The 26,497-nt window shown below is 32.7% G+C and carries 26 protein-coding genes; 4 read left to right on the top strand and 22 right to left on the bottom strand.

The window, feature by feature from the left end; translation table 11 throughout:
* Positions 1 to 2 precede the first annotated feature (2 nt).
* From Q0663_RS01565 to Q0663_RS01555, 3 genes are read left to right on the top strand one after another with little or no spacing between them, the layout of a single operon-like run.
* Complete coding sequence (locus tag Q0663_RS01565; RefSeq protein WP_299005286.1) at positions 3 to 677, top strand: hypothetical protein; 675 nt, start codon at positions 3 to 5, stop codon at positions 675 to 677.
* The gene (locus tag Q0663_RS01560) at positions 668 to 1,363 is read left to right on the top strand and encodes a hypothetical protein (protein ID WP_299005283.1); all 696 of its coding nucleotides are present in this window, start codon (positions 668 to 670) and stop codon (positions 1,361 to 1,363) included. Before Q0663_RS01565 ends, Q0663_RS01560 begins: the two co-directional genes overlap by 10 nt.
* 4 nt (positions 1,364 to 1,367) lie before the next feature.
* Positions 1,368 to 2,066 (top strand): hypothetical protein, encoded by a 699-nt coding sequence (locus Q0663_RS01555; RefSeq protein ID WP_299005280.1) that lies wholly within the window; start codon positions 1,368 to 1,370, stop codon positions 2,064 to 2,066.
* Positions 2,067 to 2,107: 41 nt separating this feature from the next.
* On the opposite strand, the gene rsmI is transcribed toward Q0663_RS01555, so the two are convergent.
* On the bottom strand, positions 2,108 to 2,779 hold the full coding sequence (gene rsmI / locus Q0663_RS01550) for a 16S rRNA (cytidine(1402)-2'-O)-methyltransferase (protein WP_274634282.1): 672 nt from the start codon (positions 2,777 to 2,779) through the stop codon (positions 2,108 to 2,110).
* 66 nt (positions 2,780 to 2,845) lie between these two features.
* On the opposite strand from rsmI, the gene dxs reads away from it, so the two are divergent.
* Positions 2,846 to 4,615, top strand: coding sequence for a 1-deoxy-D-xylulose-5-phosphate synthase (gene dxs / locus Q0663_RS01545; RefSeq protein ID WP_299005277.1), 1,770 nt, complete (start codon positions 2,846 to 2,848; stop codon positions 4,613 to 4,615).
* Between the two features lie 70 nt (positions 4,616 to 4,685).
* On the opposite strand, the gene atpG is transcribed toward dxs, so the two are convergent.
* The 21 genes from atpG to Q0663_RS01440 form a co-directional block, all read right to left on the bottom strand.
* Positions 4,686 to 5,546 carry an ATP synthase F1 subunit gamma gene (gene atpG / locus Q0663_RS01540; RefSeq protein ID WP_299005276.1) on the bottom strand — a complete coding sequence of 287 codons (861 nt, stop codon included), beginning with the start codon at positions 5,544 to 5,546 and terminating at the stop codon, positions 4,686 to 4,688.
* Between the two features lie 74 nt (positions 5,547 to 5,620).
* Positions 5,621 to 7,201: a F0F1 ATP synthase subunit alpha gene (gene atpA, locus Q0663_RS01535; RefSeq protein ID WP_299005273.1), complete on the bottom strand. Its 1,581-nt coding sequence runs from the start codon at positions 7,199 to 7,201 to the stop codon at positions 5,621 to 5,623.
* A gap of 21 nt (positions 7,202 to 7,222) precedes the next feature.
* Entirely contained in the window at positions 7,223 to 7,780 is a 558-nt protein-coding gene (atpH, locus tag Q0663_RS01530; RefSeq protein WP_299005270.1) for an ATP synthase F1 subunit delta, read from the bottom strand.
* 7 nt (positions 7,781 to 7,787) lie between these two features.
* Entirely contained in the window at positions 7,788 to 8,285 is a 498-nt protein-coding gene (locus Q0663_RS01525; RefSeq protein WP_298997342.1) for a F0F1 ATP synthase subunit B, read from the bottom strand.
* Between the two features lie 88 nt (positions 8,286 to 8,373).
* Positions 8,374 to 8,562, bottom strand: a complete 189-nt coding sequence (atpE, locus tag Q0663_RS01520) for an ATP synthase F0 subunit C (RefSeq protein WP_028891526.1) — start codon at positions 8,560 to 8,562, stop codon at positions 8,374 to 8,376.
* Positions 8,563 to 8,607: 45 nt separating this feature from the next.
* Positions 8,608 to 9,729, bottom strand: coding sequence for a F0F1 ATP synthase subunit A (gene atpB, locus Q0663_RS01515; protein WP_299006312.1), 1,122 nt, complete (start codon positions 9,727 to 9,729; stop codon positions 8,608 to 8,610).
* Between the two features lie 124 nt (positions 9,730 to 9,853).
* On the bottom strand, positions 9,854 to 10,234 hold the full coding sequence (locus tag Q0663_RS01510; RefSeq protein WP_299005267.1) for a DUF6168 family protein: 381 nt from the start codon (positions 10,232 to 10,234) through the stop codon (positions 9,854 to 9,856).
* Positions 10,227 to 10,457 carry an AtpZ/AtpI family protein gene (locus Q0663_RS01505; RefSeq protein WP_299005263.1) on the bottom strand — a complete coding sequence of 77 codons (231 nt, stop codon included), beginning with the start codon at positions 10,455 to 10,457 and terminating at the stop codon, positions 10,227 to 10,229. The genes Q0663_RS01510 and Q0663_RS01505 overlap by 8 nt, the downstream gene beginning before the upstream one ends.
* A complete protein-coding gene (locus Q0663_RS01500) occupies positions 10,426 to 10,833 on the bottom strand; it encodes a polymer-forming cytoskeletal protein (protein ID WP_274634288.1) in 408 nt (135 codons plus the stop codon). Before Q0663_RS01500 ends, Q0663_RS01505 begins: the two co-directional genes overlap by 32 nt.
* Before the next feature lie 20 nt (positions 10,834 to 10,853).
* Entirely contained in the window at positions 10,854 to 13,088 is a 2,235-nt protein-coding gene (locus Q0663_RS01495; RefSeq protein WP_299005261.1) for a tetratricopeptide repeat protein, read from the bottom strand.
* 94 nt (positions 13,089 to 13,182) lie between these two features.
* Positions 13,183 to 13,878 carry an ABC transporter ATP-binding protein gene (locus Q0663_RS01490; protein ID WP_299005258.1) on the bottom strand — a complete coding sequence of 232 codons (696 nt, stop codon included), beginning with the start codon at positions 13,876 to 13,878 and terminating at the stop codon, positions 13,183 to 13,185.
* A 20-nt stretch (positions 13,879 to 13,898) separates the two neighbouring features.
* Positions 13,899 to 15,371 (bottom strand): DUF5687 family protein, encoded by a 1,473-nt coding sequence (locus Q0663_RS01485; protein WP_299005255.1) that lies wholly within the window; start codon positions 15,369 to 15,371, stop codon positions 13,899 to 13,901.
* 114 nt (positions 15,372 to 15,485) lie between these two features.
* The gene (locus Q0663_RS01480) at positions 15,486 to 16,478 is read right to left on the bottom strand and encodes a DUF4837 family protein (protein WP_299005253.1); all 993 of its coding nucleotides are present in this window, start codon (positions 16,476 to 16,478) and stop codon (positions 15,486 to 15,488) included.
* Between the two features lie 26 nt (positions 16,479 to 16,504).
* Positions 16,505 to 18,010 carry a lytic transglycosylase domain-containing protein gene (locus Q0663_RS01475; RefSeq protein WP_299005251.1) on the bottom strand — a complete coding sequence of 502 codons (1,506 nt, stop codon included), beginning with the start codon at positions 18,008 to 18,010 and terminating at the stop codon, positions 16,505 to 16,507.
* 10 nt (positions 18,011 to 18,020) lie between these two features.
* Positions 18,021 to 18,782: an exodeoxyribonuclease III gene (locus Q0663_RS01470; protein WP_047788142.1), complete on the bottom strand. Its 762-nt coding sequence runs from the start codon at positions 18,780 to 18,782 to the stop codon at positions 18,021 to 18,023.
* A gap of 66 nt (positions 18,783 to 18,848) precedes the next feature.
* Complete coding sequence (locus Q0663_RS01465; RefSeq protein ID WP_125066419.1) at positions 18,849 to 19,502, bottom strand: 3-oxoacid CoA-transferase subunit B; 654 nt, start codon at positions 19,500 to 19,502, stop codon at positions 18,849 to 18,851.
* A gap of 2 nt (positions 19,503 to 19,504) precedes the next feature.
* Positions 19,505 to 20,206, bottom strand: coding sequence for a CoA transferase subunit A (locus tag Q0663_RS01460; protein ID WP_299005232.1), 702 nt, complete (start codon positions 20,204 to 20,206; stop codon positions 19,505 to 19,507).
* Between the two features lie 26 nt (positions 20,207 to 20,232).
* A complete protein-coding gene (locus Q0663_RS01455; protein WP_299005229.1) occupies positions 20,233 to 22,500 on the bottom strand; it encodes a transglycosylase domain-containing protein in 2,268 nt (755 codons plus the stop codon).
* Positions 22,501 to 22,986, bottom strand: a complete 486-nt coding sequence (locus Q0663_RS01450; RefSeq protein WP_299005226.1) for a gliding motility lipoprotein GldH — start codon at positions 22,984 to 22,986, stop codon at positions 22,501 to 22,503. It abuts the gene before it with no gap.
* Positions 22,976 to 24,412, bottom strand: coding sequence for a regulatory iron-sulfur-containing complex subunit RicT (gene ricT, locus Q0663_RS01445; protein WP_299005224.1), 1,437 nt, complete (start codon positions 24,410 to 24,412; stop codon positions 22,976 to 22,978). Before ricT ends, Q0663_RS01450 begins: the two co-directional genes overlap by 11 nt.
* Before the next feature lie 230 nt (positions 24,413 to 24,642).
* Positions 24,643 to 26,334: a glutamine--tRNA ligase/YqeY domain fusion protein gene (locus Q0663_RS01440; RefSeq protein WP_299005221.1), complete on the bottom strand. Its 1,692-nt coding sequence runs from the start codon at positions 26,332 to 26,334 to the stop codon at positions 24,643 to 24,645.
* Positions 26,335 to 26,497 lie beyond the last annotated feature (163 nt).

Below are 26,497 nucleotides of genomic sequence, written 5' to 3'. Positions count from 1 at the left end.
TAATGGAATTAACAAAAGAACAAATACAACACATCGAAAACCGATTAATTAAAGACGGTGTAAAATACTGGGATATCCGTATTGAAATGTTAGACCATATTATTTCTGATGTAGAAAACACATTAAATAACGATACTCCTTTTAAAGAATCAGTACAAAATGCTATGGTAAAATTAGGCTGGAAAGAAAATTTTAATGGAAGTAATTTTGAAGGTATTATTCAACAAAGAACTAAAGATATAGCTAAAAAGTACAGAAACATTTTTTGGGACGATTTAAAAAAAACAATGATGAAACCTAAGAGTATCTTGTTATTTGTGTTACTATTTTTATTTCTATTTATATTCAAAGAAAATGAAATAGTGTTAAAATACACTTTATTCACATTTATAGCTTCAAATTTAATTCTCATTCTATTTTATTTTTATAAATATCAAATGTTGAGATCTGTACAACTAAACTTTGTTTTACAATTAAGTACTTTTTCTATTTCTATATTTAATTTTATAATCTTTTTCCCTAAAGTACTATTTAAATATGATGTTTTTGGGTCAGAATATTTATTCTTAGTCTTATTTTTAATTATCCCAATATCTCTTTTAGGTTTAAAATTCTTTATAAAAGAATACCAAAAAATAAATACTACCTATCAAAAGTTAATTTCTTCATGCAACTAACCGACCAACATATAGAACAATTGTACAAGTTTACACGTCAACATTTTGTTGAGCATTATGATGTGCAAACTGAGTTAGTAGATCACCTAGCCAATGATATCGAACAAATTTGGGAAGAAAATCCAACACTCACATTTGAGCAAGCTCGCGATAAATCGTTCAAAAAATTTGGTGTTTTTGGATTTATGAATGTCGTTGAAGAAAAACAAAAACAACTTGGTAAAAAATACCGAAAGGTTTTGTGGAAATATGTAAAAGAATGGTTCAGACTTCCCAAGATTATACTTACTGTTAGTATTTTCTTGTTTTATTACTACTGCTTACAGTTTAAACTCGGAATCTACCTATTAGGAGCCTCTGTAATATGTTTAGCAATTGTAGATTTATATAAAATTACAAGACTTAAAAAAGAGTTTAATAAACGCTTAAAAGAAAATGGGAAAAAGTGGTTGTTAGAAGATTTTATCTACAATGTGGCTAGCTTTGGTGGAATAATCGTAACTTCAAATATTCCTAATTTCTTAACCAACACCGTTCGTGAAATACCTTCGGCTCTTTTAGCTGTATTTATAGCTGCTGTTATAACTATTACAATAATTTACTCGTATGTAACAATTGTTGTTATCCCTAAAAAGTCCGAAGAATTACTCGAAGAATATTACCCAGAATATAAATTAGCAAGCTAATACTATGCAACTAACCGACCAACATATAGAACAATTGTACAAGTTTACACGTCAACATTTTGTTGAGCATTATGATGTGCAAACAGAGTTAGTAGATCATCTAGCTAACGATATTGAACAAATTTGGGAAGAAAATCCAACGCTCACATTTGAGCAAGCTCGCGATAAATCGTTCAAAAAATTTGGTGTTTTTGGATTTATGAATGTTGTTGAAGAAAAACAAAAGCAAATGAATAAAAAGTACTTTATGATTATTTTAGGTTTTGTAAAACAGTGGTTTTCTATTCCTAAAATAATATTAACTTTTGCTTTATTTTACTGTTTTTACTTTTTATTACAATTTTCTTTTGCTCAAAATTTATTTAACGGATTTTTCTTTACAGTTATTATAATTGAGTTTTTTGTACTTTTCAAAAAAAGGGAAAAGTTAGATAGAAAGTTCAAGAAAACTGGAAAAAAATGGATGTTAGAGGATATTATAGAAACTCAAAGTCATGGAAATGTTGTGTTTCTATTATTTTATCTTTTCCAATTTCTAACTCCTAGTTCATATGAAAATCTAAGTATATTTACTTCTGTAATTATAGCGTTTGCTGCTACACTAACAATTATTATTGGCTACATAAGTTTAATAATCATCCCAAAAAAAGCTGAAGAACTTCTCGAAGCACAGTATCCTGAATATAAATTTGCGAACAATTAAAACTCTAAAAATCCAATTATCTAATAGTCCAACAATCTAAACTACTTTTTCCCTTCAACCACAATAACAATCTCGCCTTTGGCAGGTTTTTCAGTATAATATGCTAACACTTCTTTTACACTTCCTCGCTTGGTTTCTTCAAACAATTTTGTCAATTCTCTAGAAACAGATAACTGTCTGTCTTCACCAAAATACTCAGCAAAATTTGCTAAGGTTTTTAATAATTTATGCGGACTCTCATAAAAAATCATGGTACGTGTTTCTTCAGCTAAGAACTGTAAACGTGTTTGACGTCCTTTTTTTACAGGCAAAAAACCTTCAAAAACAAATTTATCATTTGGTAAACCAGAATTTACTAACGCAGGCACAAAAGCAGTCGCTCCAGGTAAACATTCCACCTCTATATTGTTTTGTACACAAGCTCTAGTCAGTAAAAAACCAGGATCAGAAATTGCAGGAGTTCCTGCATCTGAAATCAAAGCAAAAGTTTCACCACTTTGCAAACGTTTTACAATGGTTTCAACCGTTTTATGTTCATTGTGCATGTGGTGCGATTGCATGGGCGTAGCAATATCAAAATGCTTTAACAGTTTTCCACTCGTACGCGTATCTTCTGCTAAAATATAATCTACTTCTTTTAAGACTTTTAACGCTCTCAGCGTAATATCTTCTAAATTCCCAATCGGTGTAGGCACCAAGTACAATTTGCTCATACAACAAAACTACAAAGTTTTTAGTCTAAAAAGTTAGGAATCTATACCTTTTTGTACTTTTGCTATATGTCGAACGACCTTTTGAAAAACATTCAAATTCCTGCTGATTTACGTAAGCTAACATCAGACGAATTACCACAACTTGCCAAAGAATTGCGCGAGTTTATTATTGATGTAATCGCTACTAAAGAAGGACATTTAGGTGCAAGTTTAGGTGTGGTAGAGTTAACCATTGCGCTTCATTATTTGTTTGATACTCCTAACGATTTATTGGTTTGGGATGTTGGGCATCAGGCTTACGGACATAAAATTTTAACAGGAAGAAAAGACGTTTTTCATACCAATCGTCAGCTTGATGGAATTTCTGGTTTCCCAAAACGTTCTGAAAGTGAATACGACACCTTTGGTGTTGGGCACTCTTCTACCGCTATTTCAGCAGCTTTAGGAATGGCAATTGCTTCAAAACTGCAAGGGATTCACAAACATCACATTGCGGTAATTGGTGATGCTTCTATCGCAAGCGGAATGGCTTTTGAAGCGTTGAATCATGCAGGAGACACCAATGCTAATTTGTTAGTTATTCTGAATGATAACGCTATTGGTATTGATCCATCTGTCGGTGCATTAAAGGATTATTTAACTAAGATTAAATCACCTCGATTAGAAGTTGAGCAACACAATATTTTTGAAGCCTTAAATTTTGACTATTCAGGTCCTATTGACGGACATAATTTTGAAGAATTACTCTCTGAATTAGAACGTCTAAAAAATATTCAAGGTCCGAAGTTTTTGCATGTAATTACTACTAAAGGAAAAGGATTACGACAAGCAGAACAAGATCAAGTAAAATACCATGCTCCTGGAAAGTTTGATAAAATTTCTGGAGACGTTTTACCTAAAGAAGCAAGTAAATACACCAAGTTTCAAGATGTTTTTGGTAAAACCATTGTTGAATTAGCACAGCAAAACGAAAAAATTGTAGGAATTACTCCTGCTATGTTAACAGGAAGCTCCTTAAAATTTATGTTAGAAGCTTTTCCTGACCGAACTTTTGATGTTGGTATTGCTGAACAACATGCAGTAACCTTAGCTGCTGGTATGGCTACTCAAGGGTTAATTCCTTTTTGTAACATTTATTCTACTTTTTTACAACGTGCTTACGACCAAGTAATTCATGATGTAGCTTTACAAAACTTACCTGTAATTTTCTGCTTGGACAGAGCTGGATTGGTTGGTGAAGATGGAGCAACACATCACGGAGTTTTTGATTTAGCCTACTTACGTTGCATTCCGAATTTGATTGTTTTTGCTCCTCGAAACGAAATTGAGTTACGTAATATGATGTTTACCGCTCAACAAGGATTGAAACATCCGATTGCAATTCGTTACCCGAGAGGAAAAGGAAAATTAGAACAATGGCAACTTCCTTTTGAAAATATTGAAATTGGAAAAGGAGTTTGTTTAAAAGAAGGAAATCAAATAGCGGTGTTGTCTATTGGAACAATAGCTGATAATGTCTCAGAAGCGATAAATCAGCTCGAAAACAAAGAAGCTATTGCACATTACGACCTTCGTTTTGTGAAACCATTAGACATCGAACTTTTAGATGAAGTTTTCAATAAATTTGATACGATTATTACTATTGAAGATGGCACCGTTAAAGGCGGATTTGGAAGTACTGTATTAGATTATGCTTCGGAAGTAAATTATCAAGGAAATATTAAACTGCTAGGAGTTCCTGATGCGTTTATCCATCACGGTACTGTTCAGCAATTACAAGAAATTTGTGAGATAGATCCAGAATCCATCAAAAAAACAATTCAAAATCTAATATAAAAGAAAAGCGAACCAAATTGGTTCGCTTTTTTATGATAACTCTCAAAATATTTTGAGGAATTCTCTTTTCTTAGTTATTTAAAGCTTCTGCTCCACCAACAATCTCTAAGATCTCGTTTGTAATTGCAGCTTGACGTGCTTTGTTGTATGTTAATAATAACTCATCACGTAATTCCGTAGCATTATCAGTTGCTTTGTGCATTGCAGTCATACGAGCACCGTGTTCGGCAGCAAATGAATCACGAATTGCTTTGTATAATTGCGTTTTTAATGACTTAGGAATTAACTCTAAAATAATTTCTTCTTTTGAAGGTTCAAAAATGTAGTCTGAATTAGCATTTGATTCTCCTTCTACAGGTTGAATTGGTAAGAATTGCTCTACCTGTGGTATTTGAGTCGCTGCGTTTTTAAATCTGTTGTAAATAATCTCTATTTTATCATAAGAACCATCTACAAATAAATTCATTAACTGTTCAGCAACTTCAGCAACATTATCAAAAGTTAATTCATCAAAAATATCATTTCTATTTTCAATAACTGTATACTCTTTTGATAAAATATCATTTCCTTTTTTACCAATAGTTAATAAATCAACAGCAGCATTATTATATTTTTCGTTGATTGTTTTAACTGTTTCTTTGATTATAGATGAGTTAAAACCACCACATAAACCTCTGTTAGAAGTTACAGTAACTAACAATACCTTATTTACTTCTCTTTCTGTTGAATATACTCCACCTGCATTGCTATCTAATGTAGCGCTTAAGCTTTGTAATAATTCGGTAAGCTTAGATGAATACGGACGCATTGCTGTAATTGCATCTTGAGCCTTTTTCAACTTTGCAGCCGATACCATTTTCATGGCAGAGGTAATCTGCATTGTTGATTTAATCGAAGTAATTCTGTTACGTATTTCTTTTAAGTTTGCCATACTTTGTAGTATTTAGTATTGAGCACTGAGTATTGAGAAGTTTCATCTCAATACTCAATACTAAAGTCTTTTTATTAAGCTGAAAATTTAGCTGAAATTTCTTTTGCAGCGTCTCTTAAAGTATCAATTACTTCATCAGTTAATTTCCCTGCTTTTAAAGTATCTAAAGTATCTCTATGCTTCGCATTTAAGTACTCTAAATAATCTTTTTCAAATTCTTTTACCTTGTTTACAGGCACATCTTTTAACAAGTTCTTAGAACCTGCATAAATAATAGCTACCTGATCTTCTACAGTATAAGGATCGTTTTGAGCTTGCTTTAAGATCTCTACGTTACGCTTACCCTTTTCAATTACATTTAAAGTTGCTGCATCTAAATCAGAACCAAACTTAGCGAATGCTTCTAATTCACGGTACTGAGCTTGATCTAACTTTAATGTACCAGATACCTTTTTCATTGATTTGATCTGAGCAGAACCTCCTACACGTGATACAGAGATACCTACGTTAATTGCTGGACGAACCCCTGAGTTGAATAAATCAGACTCTAAGAATATCTGACCATCAGTAATCGAAATTACGTTTGTAGGAATATATGCAGAAACGTCTCCAGCTTGAGTTTCAATAATTGGTAATGCTGTTAAAGATCCTCCACCTTTTACTTTACCTTTTAATGATTCTGGTAAGTCGTTCATTTCAGCAGCAATAGCATCGTCATTAATAACTTTTGCAGCACGCTCTAATAATCTTGAGTGTAAGTAGAATACATCCCCTGGGTAAGCCTCACGTCCTGGTGGTCTTCTTAATAATAAAGATACCTCACGGTAAGCTACTGCTTGTTTAGATAAATCATCATAAACAATTAAAGCTGGTCTACCAGTATCACGGAAATATTCTCCAATTGCAGCTCCTGCGAATGGTGCATATACCTGCATTGGTGCAGGATCAGATGCATTTGCAGCAACGATAGTTGTATATGCTAACGCTCCTTTTTCTTCTAACATGTTAGCAATAGCTGCTACTGTTGAAGCTTTTTGACCGATAGCTACGTAGATACAGTACACTGGTTGTCCTGCATCATAAAATTCTTTTTGATTTAAGATAGTGTCAATAGCAACAGTTGATTTACCTGTTTGACGGTCTCCAATGATTAACTCACGTTGACCACGACCTACTGGAATCATTGCATCGATAGATTTGATACCTGTTTGCATTGGCTCAGTTACAGGCTCACGGAAAATAACCCCTGGTGCTTTACGCTCTAAAGGCATTTCGAAAGTTTCACCTTCGATTGGTCCTTTACCATCGATTGGTTGCCCTAAAGTGTTAACAACACGTCCTACAATTCCTTCTCCAGCTTTTAAAGAAGCAATTCTTTCTGTACGTTTTACAGTAGATCCTTCTCTTACTGAAGTAGAAGCTCCTAATAATACAACACCTGCATTATCTTCTTCTAAGTTTAATACGATACCTTCTAATCCGTTATCGAATTCTACTAATTCTCCGTATTGTACGTTAGATAATCCATAAACACGTGCAATACCATCACCTACTTGTAATACTGTCCCTACTTCGTTTAATGAAGCCTTAGACTCAAAATTTGTTAATTGTTCCTTTAAAATTGCTGATACTTCAGCTGGTTTAATTGCTGCCATCTTATTTCTTTTGATGTATAATTAAATTTTTGGAATGTAATGACCGTTGTCAAACTCTCTCCTTAACTCATTGAATTGGCTAGAGATGCTTGCATCGTACTGCACATCTCCAACTCTTAAGATAAATCCTCCTAAAATATCAGGATTTACTATATTCTCAATACTTGCATTGTTTCCTGTAAGGGCTACAATTTTAGCTTGTATTTTATCTTCTAACTCTTTTGTTAAAGCTACTGCTGTAGTAACTCTAGCAACTTTCATGTTTTTGTAGTGATCATATATAACGCCATATTGCTTAGCAATAGGTTCTAACATCACCATACGCTTATTTTCCTCTAATAAGTTAAATAACCCTTTTACGATGTTATCTACTTTATCACCAAAAAGTGCATTTAAAACTTTACTTTTATCTGCAGCTTTGATTACAGGACTTTTAAGCATAACATCTAAATCAGCGCTTTCAGCAATTGTATCAACGATTAACTTCATGTTACCGTTTACTAAAGTTTCATTTCCTGATTCTTTAGCTAAGTTTAAAATTGCTTTTGCGTAACGTAATGCTGCTCTTGATTCTTTCATCTACTGATTAGTTTAAAGTAACCTCTTCTAACATTCCTTCAACAAGCTTTAACTGATCGTCTTGTGAAGCTAATTCTTTTCTTACTACTTTTTGAGCGATTTCAATAGATAAGTTACCTACTGTTTTCTTTAACTCAGCAATAGCTGCTTGTTGTTCTTGTTTTATTGTAGCTTTTGCATTATCAATCATTGCAGTAGTTTGCTCTTCTGCTTCTTGTTTAGCATCTGCTATAATTTTATCTTTAATCTCACGAGCTTCTTTCATCATTGCATCTCTCTCTGCTCTTGCTTCTTTTAATAAACGCTCATTATCAGCTTGTAAATTTTGCATTTCCTTACGAGCGTTTTCTGCAGCATCTAAAGCTCCTTGAATTCCTTCTTCACGCTCATTTAACGCATTCAAAATAGGCTTCCATGCAAACTTTGCCATTATAAAGATTAACAAACATAAGATTACAAGTTGCATAAGAAACAACCCTATTGAAAAGTCATTAAATATTCCCATTATTATTTATTTTTTCGTGTTTTTGTTTAATTGTGTAAACAATTCCTGCAACCAACCGTTACAGGAATTTGTTTTTTTGTTTTGTTGCTTATCCTAAAAGTAAAGCACCGAATGCTAAACCTTCTAATAATGCTCCAATAATAATCATTGCAGTTTGGATTTTACCAGCTGCTTCTGGTTGACGAGCAATAGCTTCCATTGCACTACTACCGATTTTTCCTAATCCTAATCCTGCTCCGATTACGATTAATCCTGCTCCAACTAAATTAAGTGTCATAATAATTGATTTATATATAATTAAACAAATTTTTGATTCTAGTTCTTAATGATGATCATGCTCTTCTACAGCCATACCAATGAATAACGATGATAACATAGTAAAGATATAAGCTTGTAAAAAGGCTACTAATAATTCTATAATAGTTAAGAATAAAGTTAGGAAGAAAGAGATTCCTGTAGCTCCTGCTGTTCCAAACTTTGCTTTTAATAAAATCATCAATGCTGCGATACCCATTACTACAGAGTGACCTGCGGTGATGTTCGCAAATAAACGCACAAATAAAGAGAATGGTTTAGTTAACATACCTAACACCTCGATTGGCGCTAATACTATTTTCATTAATACTGGCACACCTGGCATCCAGAAAATATGTTTCCAATAATCTTTATTTCCGCTAAATTGTACAATAAAGAATGTGAATAAAGCTAAACAAACTGTTACTGCTATTTGACCTGTTACGTTAAACCCTAACGGAGTTAATCCTAATAAGTTTAAGAACCAAATAAAGAAGAATACGGTTAATAAGAACCCCATAAATCTACGGTAATGTTTCTCTCCGATATTTGGACGTGCAATTTCGTCTCTTACATATAATACTAAAGGCTCTAATATACGTGCTGCACCTGTTGGGATTGGTCCTTTCTTGTACCCTGAAGCTAAACTTCTAAATCCGAAGAACATTAACAACCCTGCGAATAACATACCAAAAACACTTTTAGTAATAGATAAATCTAACACTTTTTGTGCATTTGTAGCGTGATGTTCTTCATCAAAAGCAACTGCTTCTTCACCTGCATTTAACTCATATATTTTACTGTGAATTTTCGTTAACTTAACTCCATCTTTTTCTACGATAACAGCACCGTCATCATTGTGATGAAATTCTGAAGACATAAAAACTCTTAATCCTTCGGTTGTCCAAACAATTACTGGTAACGGAAACCCAATGTGTTTACGCTCTCCTGCATCATTAGTATATGAAAACAAGCTAAAATCGTGAGAGTCTGCTAAGTGATGCTTAATGTAAGCATCTATTGATTCTTTAGTGTTAATTCTTCCATCATCATTAGAAGTTGTATCGCCTCCTCCTGCAAATGCAGTTAACGATGAAAACACAAGTGTCAAAAGTGTTAAAAACTTGATAGTTTTGTTTGCTACCATCATACCTTTACTAAATATAGATTTTGGGTCTGTAAATTTCGCTGCAAAGGTACACATTTAATTAAAACTACAAACCCTTTTTTTGCTTAGTTTTAAAGAAGCCTACGTCGTACCTTAAACAGCTCAGTTATTTAGCGTTAAGTATTTTTGAAAGCGCTGCTGTTTCAATAGCTAAAAATACCATAATAGGAACTAATAAGGTTGCTTTTTCTGGGTTTGTTAACCCTACCTCTGAAAAAATACTTTTTTGAAATAAAAGAATAAAGACTCCGAATTTTACCATTAGCATCCCTAGATACAAATAACCTGTTTCATTGGGTAAATATCCTAACACCCATTCTATTAAAGCATAAATTAAAATGGTTGCTATTACATTAAAACAATACACTTGTAACACCGAAAAAGAAAGTGTTACCCCTGCATTAGAAAGTAAAAAGCTGTTTAAAAAAAAGCCTCCTATCCCTAAAGTTAGTATGATAGAAGAAAATACTAAAATTCGTTTACCCATTATTACCGGTTATCTTAATTACTTGGCGTATTACAGAATATATGGCACCAAAAACCGCTGCAAGTGTACAAATTTTCGTGTAAAGTTCACTATCGTTCGGATATTTTTGGTCTAACCATTCACCCAGCAAACTTCCTAAGTAAATGGTTAAGCCCATTTGAATCGCGATTCCTGTAAATCGTATGTATTTATTAAGCGGATTTTTCTTTGAGTCCTTGCTCATTTTTGTTCAATTCTTTTACCGCTCCTTTCATGGCACATGTTGCGTTAAACTCTGCTCCTGGCTCTACAGAAAGCTTTCCTATAACAACATCTCCATTAATGTTTGCTGTTGATTTTACGGTAAGCACGTTTGAAACTAATAATTCACCTGAAAATTTTCCTTCAATATCAGCATCAGTACATTCTACTTTTCCTTTAATAAGACCTGAACCTCCAATAATTACTCTACCATTGGTAACTATGGTTCCTTCTAAAGTACCGTCAATTCTAAAATCTCCTTCTGAAATGATTTCTCCAGTAATTTTAGTGTTTTGTCCTATGATATTTCTTTCTGCAACTTTGTTTTCTCCGGATTTTTTATTCTCTTTACCAAACATATTAGGGGAATTTAAGGGATTTATGTTTTATTTAATTGTTCTATGATTTCTTTTGCTTTTTTACCTTCTTCGGTAGTTGCATAACTAACCGCAACAAACTCTAACTCTTTTTTATAGGTTTCTTTATCTTGATATTTACCTATCGCTAGGGCTTTTAAGAGTGCGAATTTAGGAATTAAATTTGAATTTTGTAGTGAAGGAGAAAAATTATCTATCTCATTAACAGCTTCTTCAAATTTATTTTCTTTATACAAATAGTAAACTTCTTTATACTTGTTTAAAATTTCATCTTCTTTTTTCTCCGCTACTAACTTTACGTCAGGGTTTTTAATTATTTGAGCAAACGTTGTTTCAGGATACTTTTGTAAAATGACATTTTTATACTCATTAGATTTTGCTATATCTCCTTTTTCTTTATAAACTTGAAATAAATGATAGCTTATTGGTAATTCTAACTTATCATCTGTACTTACTTCTCTTAATCGTTCTAAATTCTTAATAGCCAGCGTATGGTTTATAAACTGCTCTTTGTAAATCAACCCTAATTGATACAATGCATCATTACGCTCCAAAACTAAATTTGTAATTACTTGTTCGTCGGTTGGAATCGCATCTAGATAGGTTGAAAGCTCATATCTTGGATTAACTTTTGTTCCTTCTGCATTTGCTGATGTGTTCTCGACAGTATTTATTGACTTATCTGACAATCTCCAGTCATCTTCCAAAGGACGTGTTCCCCATACTTTTTGAAACTCTGCTCTTCCAAAGTTAAGAGCTTGTGTGTTATAAAAATACCATTTTCCTTTATTTGTTGCACTATTTATTGAAGCCCCACCTCCAAAACTATTTCCGAAGTTTTGTGCATTTAGCAACTGTTGTTGTTTTTCTTCGTCTTCTTTTTTAATTTTTTCAATATAGCTTTCAAAAAAAGAAGTTCTTTCATCAGAAGTCATAGCTACTAATTGAAGAATACTATCGTTGTTCTTCACTGTCTCTTCGTACTTTCTTAAAGTAGTAAGTCCTTTATTTTTTCTTCGGATTTTTCGAATCCTTTTTTCTTGATCAAATTCTTTAGAAACCACCTGCATTACACTATCGTAATACGAACCTGCTAGTAGATAATCTTCTTTTTCAAAAGCCATATCTGCCAAACGTTCGTAGGCATAGGTTTTTTGATAGTTATTATTATGCTTTGCTTGTAGTGATTTTTTATAGTACTCAACTGCTTTTTCAGAGTTATTTCTTCCTTCTTCTAAAACTCCTGCTTGATAATACAGAGCGTTTAAAAACTTACGATTATCTGTATTCTTTATGAGTTTTTTCATTCTTGCCAACACTACAATAGAAGCTGAATCGTTTGGAGTGTTTTTAGCATATTCTATTTCTGCTCTAATACGAAACCTATCTGGTGCTTTTCTACTTTCTGCTAGTTTTTTAAACACCATTCGAGCGGAATCTTTTCTATCTAATTCACTATACACTTGACCTAAAACAAACATATTTCGAGCTGTTTGCTCTTTGTTGTAATTTGTAGCAGTGGCTAATTTTAAATAATCTACTACTTTTTGAATCGTATCTGTTTGCTCATACGCCATTGCCATAGCTGTATAGGCTTGCTCTTTAGTCGATTTACCTATCTTTTCCGTTTCATCTAAAACATCTAATAATAATCGTAATGTTTGTATCGCTCTTTTTTCATTACCTAAACGAATGTTTGCCTTAGCTCTCCAAATTCTGGTTTCGTAGTTTAAGTTTGCTTTAGGGTAGTTAACTATAACGTAGTTAAACGCCTCTAACGCTGGAATAAATCGTTGTGTGTAGTATCTTGACTTTCCTAAAAGAAGATAAGCATCATCTATTTGACTATTTTTTTCGTACCCATTAATATTCATCGAATGGGTTTGAATTGCTTTTACAGCTTTTTCTTCTGCTTTTTCAAAAGGAGTAAGGTTTTTATTCTCTTCGTCTTCTTGTCCAGTATTAAAGCCTGTACCTGGAGTTAGTACTTTAGCATCTATTGTACTCTCATCAAACGTAATAGGTTCAATTTGTAAACGTTTCCAAAAGTTATCTTCATGTTTTTCTTGAATTTCTTCAAGACCTTTTAAATACGCTTGTTCTCCATTAAAAAGCACATTGTATTTGGTGGTAACAGCATGGTAACTTCTATTTAAAAAAGCATCCTTTTTAACACTACACGAATACACGATAGCTACTAAAACATTGAATACTATTATCTTGCCCCCTTTTTTCATAAAATAAAGCTTTTACTGTACAACAACGTTATAATTGTCTTTTTTGTACGTAAAAAGGTAAAAATAATAATTATAAGGTGATTTTAACCCTATTTTAAATAGAAAAATAGCTTTCTAACTCTTGTAATGTTTCTTGTGATGTGTGAATGTCTTTTACTAAGTTTCCTTTATCTAAAACTACTATACGCTCGCAAACTTCGGTAACATGACTTAAATCGTGGCTAGAAATTAACACGGTTACTTCGTTGTTTTCAGTTAACTTTTTAATTAGCTTTTTTAACCTGATTTGAGTGGTTGGATCTAAATTTGCAAAAGGTTCATCTAAAATTACCACTTGAGGATTCCCCATCATTGCAGCAACAATCCCTACTTTTTTCTGGTTTCCTTTGCTTAAGCTTCGTAAGTATTTTTTCTTCCCTAAGATTTCACCATTAAAAAATTCTTCAAACTGAGTTAAGAAATCTTGTATATCGGCTTTGTTCATTCCGCGTAAATTTCCTACAAAATCAAAATATTCTTCAGGAGTTAAATAACCTATTAAAAAAGATTCATCAATAAATGATCCTGTAAAGGTTTTCCAATCTTCACTTTTATTCACGACTACTTGATTATTTACAATTTCTCCAGTCGTAGGTCGAATCAAATCTAACAACAAGTTAAACAACGTAGTTTTTCCTGCTCCGTTATTTCCTACCAATCCGAAAGATTGTCCGCTAGGAATTTCTATATTTTCAAGGTTTAAAACTTGTGCTGTTCCGTAGGTTTTTGAAATATTTTGTATTGAAATCATTTTAGTTCTTTTAAGGTTGGTTATGATTTTTGGCTAAATGCGTGTATTGCAGCATATTTATTTTTAATGTATCTCTTTTCTATCCTATTCATAAAGTAATTTTTAAACACTAAGGCAATTGCTCCTGTTATAGCAATTGCTAAAACACCAGAATTGAATCCTACAAACTTGTTAAAAATCCAAAATAAGAACATTGGAACCCCCATAATAGGAATGATAATTAAAAACTGTGTTGCACTAGTTCCTTGGTAGTTTGAAAATCCACTTTTATTTAAGTCGATTCGTTTTTTATTGAACGCGCCTGCAAATAGTAAAAACAATGAGTTAAATCCAATATTAAAAATAGCTCCAGCAGTAATCATTAAAAAGATGTCTAATCCATAAAAATATAAATATGGAATGCTTAAAAGATATAACCCTGCCGATACTACAACCATTAAGTACCATTTACTTTCTAAAAACTTTCGATAACGAATATTTTGACTCATAAGCATCTTATAGTATTCACTATCCCAAGCAGGAATAAATTGACCATAATTAAGTGTAAAACCTCCGGTAATAAATATTGCTGCAAAGACTAAAAAAGCAGGCATTTTTTCTCGATAGGCGTCTTGTCCAAAGAAAATAGTTCCGTAAAAAAGAAACAAAAAAGACATAAAAAATACTGTTTTAGTACGTTTGTTTCTCCAGATTTGTCGGATGTCGTTTTTTATAAATGGCGCTACATCTCCTAACCTATCAATAAAAGATAGGTCTGTAGTACTAGCTACTTCTTCTTTACTTTTAATCGCGTCATCTAAATATACTTTACTTCGTAAGAATTTAAAATTCAAATAATACAATCCTGCAAGCAAAAGCATTCCTAAAAGAGCAACTATTGGATTATTATATACTGATTGAAAAACTGGTGCAAAAAACTCAGTAATGTTGAATATTTCATATTTGTTTACCAAAAACAATAGTGCTAAAACAGCAACCATTATTCCTAGTGCATAGTTATTTTTGTTAATTAAAAAATTAAGGTAGTTAGCGCTTAATACTAGTGAAATCATTAAAAACAACCATCCTAAAACTCCTATAGGGTCATATCCTTGCCCTATTAATACTATTGAAAAAGGAACATAGAAAAACAACGGCATGAAGTTGAAAAACGAAAAGGCTGATTTGCCTAATACAAAATGTACTAACTTTTCCTTTCTTATGGGTAACCCAAGAAATGGTTTAATATTCAACACAGGAAGTTTTTGCATTAAATAGCGAAAAATTAAATCGGCAACTAACAAGAAAATGATAATTCCATTTACAAAAAACAAAGGATCTGTATTTGGGTATTCTTTTTTAATAAAGAAATAACCTCCCAAGCCTATCATTAAAAAAGACGCTAACATGTACAAGGCAAAAAAACCCATGATAATTTTTAGTGCAATACTTTTCCCAAAATAAGAGGAGCGAAAAAATTGTTTCCACTCAAGTTTTAAAAAATGTGTAATCATTTGGTTACTAATTTGGTTGATTGTTTTATAAGTCTATCTCTACTTAATTTTGTTACATAAAAAAAGCATCAATTTAAAATTGATGCTTTTTTTTATTTGTTATACCGTAAAAAATTATTTTATTTTTAACGACTTTCCGATTGCTTCTAGTTCAAAAATAAAGTCTCTTTTATTTACAGAAGGCGCGTAAGTAAATCCTTCAAAAACAACTACTCGATTGTGTTCTTTATCTACTATGGTGTAGTTAATAAAAGGCCCTGCCATAAAATCATTTTTCACTTCCCACTTACCTCTAGTTTCATAGGCTTTTTTCCCATCTATTTCTGCATCGTACGTAAACGGTGTATATGCTTGTTCGGTAATCATATACATTCCTTCTTTACTTCCTGGTATATATTTTTCACCAATAACGTCTCTCATATTGGTGATATTATCTGCAACTTTAGCTTCGTCTTCCAGCGGATAACTGTATACTAATATATTATTCGATCCGTCTCCTCTAGCAATTCCACTTTTTAAATGTTGACGTAACCATAAAAATTCACCTGTATCTTCAACTAAATTATACCTTTCAGGAATAGTAATTGTAACTCCTAAATCTTTGATTGTTTTAAATTTACTTTCATCTAGTTTTTCTTTTTTAAAGATTCTCTGAATAAATTTAACATCTTCATCTTTAAATAACTCTATAATTTCGTCTCCTCTATTGCGAATTAAATTCACAATACCTTCTTTACCTTTAGCAGTGGCATAAATTAATATTTGAGGTTGAGCATATTTATTTCTTTCAACTGATATTTTTTCTTTTTCTCCTTCCCTAACTATTAAAACAGCCTTTGCATTCCTTATAAAACCTTTATAACCTACAGGGTCTATTTGGCTAACCGATAGTAATGTTTCTGGTTGGGGTAAACCAACTTGGTGTTCTCCAAAAACAGTACGGATTTCATCTCCAATTTTTCCTTCCCAATCAGCTCCTTTTATGACCACCAAAATTTTATTGGTGTTACCTGTTGATGTAGGTAAAACATAATTGTCTTTTCCTCCTTCTGTTTTACAGGATACCAATATAAAAATCAATATAAAAAAGGTTAATAGTTTATTCATAGTTAGTAGCATTTAAATAATTGAGTTTAACTTTTAAAAATTTTAAGCTTCATTCCTGGCTTTAAACTTTTAGCACTCCAAATATTGTTCCATTTTTTTATTTCTTCAATAGAAACTGCAGGATATTTTTTAGATATAGTCCATAAAGAGTCTCCAGCTTTAACAACATATACTTCATGCTTTCCTTTTGGTGTTTCTATTTTCTTTTTTGAAATCTTTTTTGGAACAGCCATTCTCTTAGGGTAAATACTTAATCGTTGTCCTATTTTTAAATGATGTGTTCGTAAGCCATTCCATCTTTTAATATCGCTAACTCTTACACCAAATTTATTAGCTATTTTCCCTAAATAGTCTCCACTTCGAACTCTGTAGCGAATACGTTTATCCATTTCGAAGTACTTTGGCAAAGGCTTTTCTCTTTTTGCATCATCTTCGTTAGCCAACGCATAAATTTCTTCTTCCTTTTCTAAAAACTCAATCATATCCCTTCTGGGTAATCGAACTGCATAGTTTTTTTCTTTTACATACGGAATAATATCTAATTTATAAGACGGATTTAAGAATGCTAACAAGTCTGAGTTAATACCAGTTTTCTCAGAAATTTGATCAAAACTAATGGTTCTTTTTATACGAATCGTGTCTGTTTCAAAATTGAATATTTTTGGTGCTTCAGGATAAATGTGGTGTTTTTCTGCATATTCAAAAATGTACATCGTTGCATAAAATGCTGGTACATACCCTGCTGTTTCACGAGGTAAAAATGGACGAATATTCCAGTAATTTTTATATCCTCCTGAGCGTTTTATTGCCTTTGACACATTTCCTGGTCCTGAGTTATATGCTGCTAAGGCTAAATCCCAATCTCCAAAAATTTTATATAATTGACTTAAGTATTGACATGCTGCAATGGTAGATTTTACAGGGTCTTGGCGTTCATCTACATACGAATTTACTTTTAAATCAAACTGAACTCCAGTACCGTACATAAACTGCCATAAACCGGTAGCTCCTACCCAAGAACGGGCATCTGGACGAAGCGCAGATTCAACAATTGCCAAATACTTCATTTCTAACGGAATGTCGTACTGATCTAAGTATTGCTCAAACATTGGAAAGTAATACTGAGCACGCGCCATTAATGCTGGATAGTATCTTTTTCGATATTTTAAATAACTATTAATTACTTTTTCTAACGCAGGGTTATATTCCAAATGAAAAGGAGTTCTTACATTTAAGTCGTGTAATCTTTTCTTTAATAAATCAGTTGTAAGAATTGTGGTTGTGTTACCTAAAATATCTTTATCATTAATTACGTATTGAAGACTATCAAACAGCGATGAGTTAAACTTTTCTTCTATCAATAAGCTATCTATCATTTTTAAATCCTTTGTAGAGAGTAGTTCTTGATAATTTACTGAATCTTTCACTATAAGTTCAACATCAATACTGTCTTTAGCTACCAAAAGGCTATCGTTTGGTTGCTGTGCAATTACTGAAGTTGTAATAAGTAGTATTAATAGTAATTTTTTCATATTGGTTTTTTTATAAATCTAATTCAACAGCAATAGGGCAATGGTCTGAATGTTTTGCTTCTGGTAAAATATACGCTCTTGAAATTTTATCTTTTAATGGTTCGGTTACCATGTTGTAATCAATACGCCAACCTTTGTTATTTGCTCTTGCATTTGCTCGGTAGCTCCACCAAGAGTATTCTTGTTTTTCTGGATGTAAATGGCGGAAACTATCAATAAACCCGCTATTAATAAACTTACCTAGCCACTCACGTTCTTCTGGTAAAAAACCAGATACTCCTTTCATTTTTGGGTTGTGAATATCTATTTCTTCATGACAGATATTGTAATCTCCACAAATAACTAAGTTAGGAATTTCTTTTCTTAACTCAGTAGCGTAGGTTAAGATTTCATCCATGTAGTTGAATTTATAGTCTAGTCGAGCACTGTTAGTTCCTGAAGGTAAATACATACTCATTACAGAGACCTCATCAAAATCTACACGAAGGTTTCTTCCTTCAAAATCCATTGATTCGATTCCAGTTCCGTACTCTACATGATTTGGTTCTTCTTTACAAAAAATTGCTACTGATGAATACCCTTTTTTCTCTGCTGAAAACCAATAATGATATGGATATCCTGCATTTTCAAACTCGGTTACATCTAATTGTTCTTTATGAGCTTTTGTTTCTTGAATACAAATTACATCAGGATTTGCTGCTTGTAACCAATCGATAAATCCTTTTTTTAATGCCGCACGTATTCCGTTTACGTTGTATGAGATTATTTTCATCTACTTTTTAAAATACAAAAACGTAAAGCACAGTGCTTTACGTCTTTTTTTAATCCTATAATTTTGTTAAATATCCATTTCTGGAATATCACCTTCGACTACTAAAGTACCTTCTGTAGCTGCTTGAATTTCTTCTACAGATACTCCTGGTGCTCTTTCTAATAAGTGAAATTTATTATCTTTAATTTCCAATACTGCTAGGTTTGTCACAATTTTTGTTACACAACCTACACCTGTTAATGGTAAGGAACATTTTTTAAGTAACTTCGATTCTCCTCTTTTATTAGTATGCATCATTGCTACAATAATGTTGTCGGCAGAAGCAACTAAATCCATTGCTCCTCCCATACCTTTCACCATTTTTCCTGGTATTTTCCAGTTTGCTATATCTCCATTTTCAGCTACTTCCATAGCTCCTAAAATAGTTAAGTGAACATGTTTTCCACGAATCATAGAAAAGCTAGTAGCAGAATCAAAAAAACTAGCTCCTGGCATAGTAGTAATGGTTTGTTTTCCTGCATTGATGATATCAGCATCTTCTTCTCCTTCAAAAGGAAAAGGTCCCATACCTAATACGCCATTTTCTGATTGAAATTCTACCTCAATATCATCACGAACAAAGTTGGCTACTAATGTTGGAATTCCGATACCAAGATTTACATAATATCCGTTTTTTACTTCTTTTGCGATTCTCTTCGCTATTCCGTTTTTATCTAACATAACTAGCTTCTTTGTCTTACTGTTCTTTGTTCAATTCTCTTCTCATATTTTTCTCCTTGGAAAATGCGTTGTACAAAAATTCCTGGAATATGAATTTGATTTGGATCTAATTCTCCTACTGGAACTAACTCTTCAACCTCAGCAACTGTAATTGTAGCTGCTCCACACATATTTGGGTTAAAATTCCTTGAAGTTCCTTTAAAAATTAAGTTTCCAGCAGCGTCTCCTTTCCATGCTTTTACAAAAGCAAAGTCTGCTTTAAATGCTGGTTCCAGTACATACATTTTTCCATCAAACTCACGAGTTTCTTTTCCTTCTGCTACTTCTGTTCCATAACCTGCTGGAGTATAAAATGCTGGAAATCCTGCTTGTGCTGCTCTACATTTTTCGGCTAAAGTTCCTTGAGGTGTTAGTTCTACTTCTAATTCTCCAGACAACATTTGACGCTCAAATTCATCATTTTCTCCTACGTAAGAAGAAATCATTTTCTTTATTTGACGATTTTGTAATAATAACCCTAAGCCAAAATCATCAACTCCTGCATTGTTAGAAATACAAGTAACATCTTTTACTCCTATTTTAACTAACTCTTCAATAGCATTTTCAGGAATACCGCATAAACCAAATCCTCCCAACATAAAAGTCATTCCGTCTTTTACACCTTGTAATGCTTCTTGTACGTTATTTACTTTTTTATTTATCATATAGTTGTTGTTTTAAAGCTTCGTTACTAAAAATCTGTATCGTCAAGGTTTTCTTCTTCTTCAGAAGACTCAGTTTTTGAACAATCTAGATTTATACTTATTTTCTTAGGTTTTTCAAAACTCCCTTTACTAACCTCTAATGTTTCATCAGCGTAACACTTTCTCATGAATATTCCCCAAGTTGGTAATGCCATAGTTGCTCCTTGACCATATCTTAATCCTGCAAAATGCGTAGCTCTATCTTCTCCTCCAGTCCAAACTCCTGTTACTAAATTTGGCACCATTCCCATAAACCAACCATCTGATTGATTTTGAGTAGTTCCTGTTTTACCCGCTATTGGATTGGTAAACTTATAAGGAAAACCTGTTACTGCATCTCCTCCTGATGTCCATGGTGATCTTAAACGAGCTCCGGAACCTACTTGAGTTACTCCTTTCATTAAATCTAAAATCACATAAGCTGACTCTTCACTTAACACCTCTTTTGTTTCTGGAACAAACTCTTCTAAAACTGTTCCGTTTTTATCTTCAATTCGAGTAACCATTAGTGGACTAACACGTAACCCTTTGTTCGCAAAAGTTGAATATGCACTAACCATTTCTAATAAAGATAAATCGATTGCTCCTAACGCAATAGACGGATTCGCCTCTAATTTAGATTTTATTCCTGAGGACTCTGCTAATCGAACAACATTTATTGGTGAGACTTTGTCTATTAATTGTGCAGTAATCACATTTACTGATTTTGCTAACGCATCTTTTAGTGTAAGCTCCTCTCCATACTTACCTCCTGCATTCTTAGGTGTCCAGTCCTTTGGCATTCCATATTTTTCCTTTGGAATAGTATAAGGAGTATTAGGCAACTTATCACAAGGTGACATTTTTAACTGGTTAATTGCCGTAGCGTATACAAAAGGTTTAAATGTTGAACCTACTTGACGTTTTTGTTGCTCTACTGCATCATACTTAAAATATTTATGGTTTATTCCACCAACCCAAGCTTTAATATGACCAGTTTGCGGCTCTATTGAAACCAAACCTGAACGTAAAAAGTATTTATAGTATCGTATTGAATCGTAAGGTGTCATAACTGTATCACGCTCGCCTTTCCATGTGAAAATACGCATATCAGTAGCTGTATTAAATACCTTATCTATTTCTTTTTCAGACTTACCAGCAGCTTTCATTCGCTTATAACGGTCTGAATTTTGCTTTGCTCTTCTTATTATTTTTTCTATGTCCTTTTTCCCTATATCATAAAAAGGAGCGTTTTTATTTCTTTTTTGTTCTTTATCAAAATATGTTTGAAGATTCGCCATGTGTTCATACACAGCTTCTTCAGCATATTTTTGCATACGAGAGTCTATCGTTGTATAAATTTTTAATCCATCCCTATAAATATTATACTCTTCTCCATTTGGTTTTGGATTTTCTTTAACCCATTCTTTCAAGATACTTCTCAAATGTTCCCTAAAGTATGTTGCTAAACCATCACTATGCCCCTCTCTATTTATATTAAGCCCTAGACCTAACTTTTGTAATGAGTCTTTTTGTTGCTGAGTGATAAACTCATTTCTATTCATTTGTTTTAAAACAACATTTCTTCGTTGCTTTACCATCTCTTTTCTCCTTAAAGGATTAAAAAGAGAAGCATTCTTAAGCATCCCTACTAGCATAGCAGATTCTTCTACATCTAGTTCTTTTGGTTCTTTTCCAAAATAAATTCGAGCTGCTGAACGCACACCTACTGCTTGATTTATGAAATCATATTTGTTTAAATACATTGTTATAATTTCTTCTTTGGTGTATTGGCGTTCTAACTTAACAGCTACGACCCACTCTTTTACCTTTTGAAGTATCCTTTTAAAAATATTTCTGGAAGCTTTTTTTGTAAATAGCATTTTTGCTAACTGTTGGGTTATCGTACTCGCACCTCCACTTCCAGGCTTTAAAATAGCTCTTGCTGTTCCTCTAAAGTCAATTCCTGAATGTTCATAAAAGCGTTCATCTTCTGTTGCTACTAATGCTTTTACCATGTTTTCAGGAATGTCTTTGTATTTTATAGGTGTTCTGTTTTCTGCAGCATACTTACCTAATGTTTCACCGTCTAATGAAATAATTTCGGTCGCTAAGTTATTTTCTGGGTTTTCTAACTCTTCAAAGGTAGGTAACGCACCAAATACGCCCCAAGAGGCCAACAAAAAAAGAAGACCTAATGCAAGAAAGCCCCCTATAATAACACCCCAAAACCATTTAATATACTTACTAAAATTTGCTGTTTTTTTCTTTGTCATTTATTGTGTTTTTTCAATTCTGAATCCTACATGAGTTATTCCTTTTAATTCTTCTATGCCTTGTATTTCTCCATTTTTTCGCATAGCTTGACGAACTTTAAAGGTATAATCTCCTGTATTTGGAAATATTATATTTTCTTTATAAAAAAGTTTATTTTCTTTAATATCTGTAAAACCTTGCCCTAAAAACTTCCCTGTAACATCTGTCATATCATACTCCAATGTATCTATGATTATTTGTCCATCCGGAAAGTTCATTTGCGTTATTAAGAAAAGATTACTGTACGCATAATCTTTATTATTTCTAAGGTTTATAAAAAGATTTTTTTTACCGATAGAATCGTTAATAGGAAATGTAAACTGTATTGCATTTTTTTTATTCCATGAGCTTTTTGGAAGTGCCACATAATTATCAAACTCCCCATTTGAGTCGCATGAAGCTAATAGCATAGCTACTAAAAAAAAGATGCCAATTTTACTTTTCATTATTGGTGTTGTTTTTATTATCGCTATTGTTTTTTCTACGTTGATTGTTATTTTTTCTTCTAGGGTTTCTAGGCTTTTTTTGTTGTCCTTGTGGTTTATCAGTTGTACTACTTTCTGGTTTAGGTTTTCTTGCTTTTGGATTATTTTTAGGTCTTGGTTTCCTATTATCAACCCTCTTCTTTTCTGCTTTTTGCCCTCCTTCAGTTTTTGCTGATTTTCCTTGTGGTTTTTTCTTTTGCCTTTTATTTATTTGCGGTTTTTTATCTACTTCTACTTTACTTGCTGGTTTTCTTTTTCTATGTCTACTGGTTTTACGACTTTTTTTAGGTGCATCAAAACGTGTTAAACTATCTTGACCTACAACATTCTCAAAATCAACAGAAACCTCTTCAGTTATCTCCAACTCATATTCTTCTAACGGTAAAGCAAGTTCATTATTTTTGTTTAATTCTATAATCTCTTGAACTTGATCTAACGATAGTTTATACCATTTAAAACTTTCCTCCTTGTAGGTGTACCAAAGTAATTTTTTGAAGATGTCCATTTTAACGAAAACAGCATCTCCTTTTTCTGTTTTTAGTACTTTATCTTGTTTAGGAAAGCTTTGTAGTGCATCTAAATACGTATCTAATTCATAGTTTAAACAACACTTTAGCTTACCACATTGTCCTGCTAATTTTAATGGATTTAATGATAGTTGCTGATAACGAGCTGCTGCGGTATTTACCTTTCTAAAATCGGTTAACCAAGTAGAGCAACATAGTTCTCTACCACAAGAACCGATTCCTCCTAAACGAGCAGCTTCTTGACGCATACCTACCTGACGCATTTCTACCCTAATAGAAAAAGTGCTTGCCAAGTCGCGAATTAACTGACGAAAATCTACACGTTCATCTGCTGTGTAATAAAAAGTAGCTTTGGTTCCGTCTCCTTGATATTCAACATCAGAGAGTTTCATTTTTAACCCTAAACGGCTAATAATTTCTCTTCCTTTTCGTTGTGTTTCTAACTCTCTTCCTCTGGCTTCTTGCCAAACATCAATATCTTTTTGAGAGGCTTTTCTGTAAATTTTCTTTACATCATCACTATCTGCAGTAATTTTTCGCTTTTTCATTTGAACTTTTACCAGTTCTCCTGCTAACGATACAATACCTACATCATGACCTGAAGATCCTTCTACTGCAACCACATCTCCCATGGAAATGGTAAGGTTTTCAGGATTGCTAAAAAAGTGTTTTCGACCGTTTTTAAAACGGACTTCAAAAATATTAAATGGAGCTTCACCCGTAGGTAAAGTCATGTTTGATAACCAATCAAAAACAGCGAGTTTATTTCCACTTCCACATGTGCCCGTAGCACAATTTCCGTTACTTTTACAGCCATTTGGCACACCGCTTTTGTTAGTTGAGCAACTGCTACAACTCATACAATAGTATATTTTTTTTGAAATATTTTTTAAACCTGTGGTATTTACAGTATCAAAAAATATTTTTATTATTTGATTTTCAGTCGTATAAAATTTACTTTACAACAACTATCCTTAATCTGTAAAGATACATATTCTGATTAAAAGTGAAAATTGATTTTTTTGTTAAAAAAAATGCTGCTTTTAAGTTAAAAAGCAGCATTTTTTATTTGTTTTTATGTCTTTAGGGACTATTTGTTCTTTTTTGCCCAATTATCTCGTAATCCAACTGTTTTGTTAAATACTAAATTTTCAGGTGTTGAATCATCATCTACATTAAAATATCCTAAACGTTGGAACTGAAAACGGTCACCAATTTTTGCTGTTTGTAAGCTTGGTTCAACGTAAGCCGTAATTTTTTCTAACGAATTCGGGTTTAGAAATTCCATAAAATCTTTGTCTTTATGACTATCTGGTGCTTCATCTGAAAACAATCTATCATACGCTCTTACCTCAGCCTTTACTGCGTGTTTTATAGATACCCAGTGTAAGGTTCCTTTTACCTTGCGCTTGCTTTCTTCCGTTCCACTTCCTGATTTCGTTAATGGATCGTATGTGCAATGAATTACCGTAATGTTTCCATTTTCATCTTTTTCTACGCTATTAGCCGTGATAAAGTATGCATTCTTTAAACGGACTTCTTTTCCTAATTTTAAACGGAAGAATTTTTTATTTGCTTCTTCTCTAAAGTCTTCACGTTCTATATAAATTTCTCTTGAAAATGGAACTTCTCTTGTTCCTGAGTTTTCATCTTCTGGATTGTTTTCAGCAATTAAAATCTCTTCTTGATCTTCTGGATAATTATCTATTACCACTTTTACTGGGTCTAAAACTCCCATCACACGATTAGCTGTTTTGTTTAAATCTTCTCTAATTTTAAACTCTAGTAATGCTACATCAATTACGTTTTCACGTTTAGAAACTCCTACTGTTTCTACAAAACTACGAATAGAAGCAGGTGTATAACCACGACGTCGTAATCCTGAAATGGTTGGCATACGTGGATCATCCCATCCCGAAACGATTCCTTCTTCTACCAATTTCATCAACTTACGCTTACTCATTACCGTATAACTTAAGTTCAAACGTGAGAATTCTCTTTGTTTTGGTGGTAATGGGTATTCTGATTGACTATATTCATACACATTATCTCTAAACCAATTGTATAGTTCACGGTGAGGTTTAAACTCTAATGAACATAGTGAATGAGAGACTTGTTCTATATAATCGCTTTCTCCATGTGTCCAGTCGTACATCGGATAAATTACCCAGTCACTTCCTGTACGGTGATGTTCTTTCTTTAAAATACGATACATGATAGGATCACGCATTAACATATTTGGTGAAGCCATATCTATTTTAGCACGCAACACATGAGAACCTTCTTCAAATTCACCATTTTTCATACGTGTGAATAAATCTAAATTTTCTTCAACACTTTTATCTCTATTCGGACCTGCTACTCCTGGTTGCGTTGGCGTTCCTTTTTGTTCAGCCATTGCTTCAGAAGATTGGTTGTCTACATATGCTTTTCCGTCTTTAATCAATTGAACTGCCCAATCATATAGTTGTTGAAAATAATCAGAAGAATAGCATTCTTTTTCCCATTGATATCCTAACCAAGCTACATCTCGCTTAATAGCGTCTACATATTCTTGCTCTTCTTTTGCTGGGTTTGTATCATCAAAACGAAGGTTTACTGGAGCATTGTATTTTTCTCCTAAACCAAAACTAATACCAATAGCTTTTGTATGTCCTATATGTAGGTATCCGTTTGGTTCTGGCGGAAAACGAAAACGCAAATTTTCTTTTGGCATTCCATTTGCCAAATCTTCTTCAACAATTTGCTCTAAAAAATTCAATGATTTCTTTTCTTCTGACATCTTTATAAATTATGTACGTGTTCTATTTATAACCTTATGTAATTCTATTTTAAAACATAATTAATTAAGAGCTACTTAAAAGGTTTAAGCAACAAAATTACATAGAATCTATGAGATAATTACACAAAGAAAATTATGGATTATTTTTTTTAATAAAAAAAAC

This window comes from uncultured Tenacibaculum sp. (genome assembly GCF_947504135.1).
Classification (GTDB): Bacteria; Bacteroidota; Bacteroidia; order Flavobacteriales; family Flavobacteriaceae; genus Polaribacter.
This window is presented reverse-complemented; position numbering and strand designations above follow the sequence as displayed.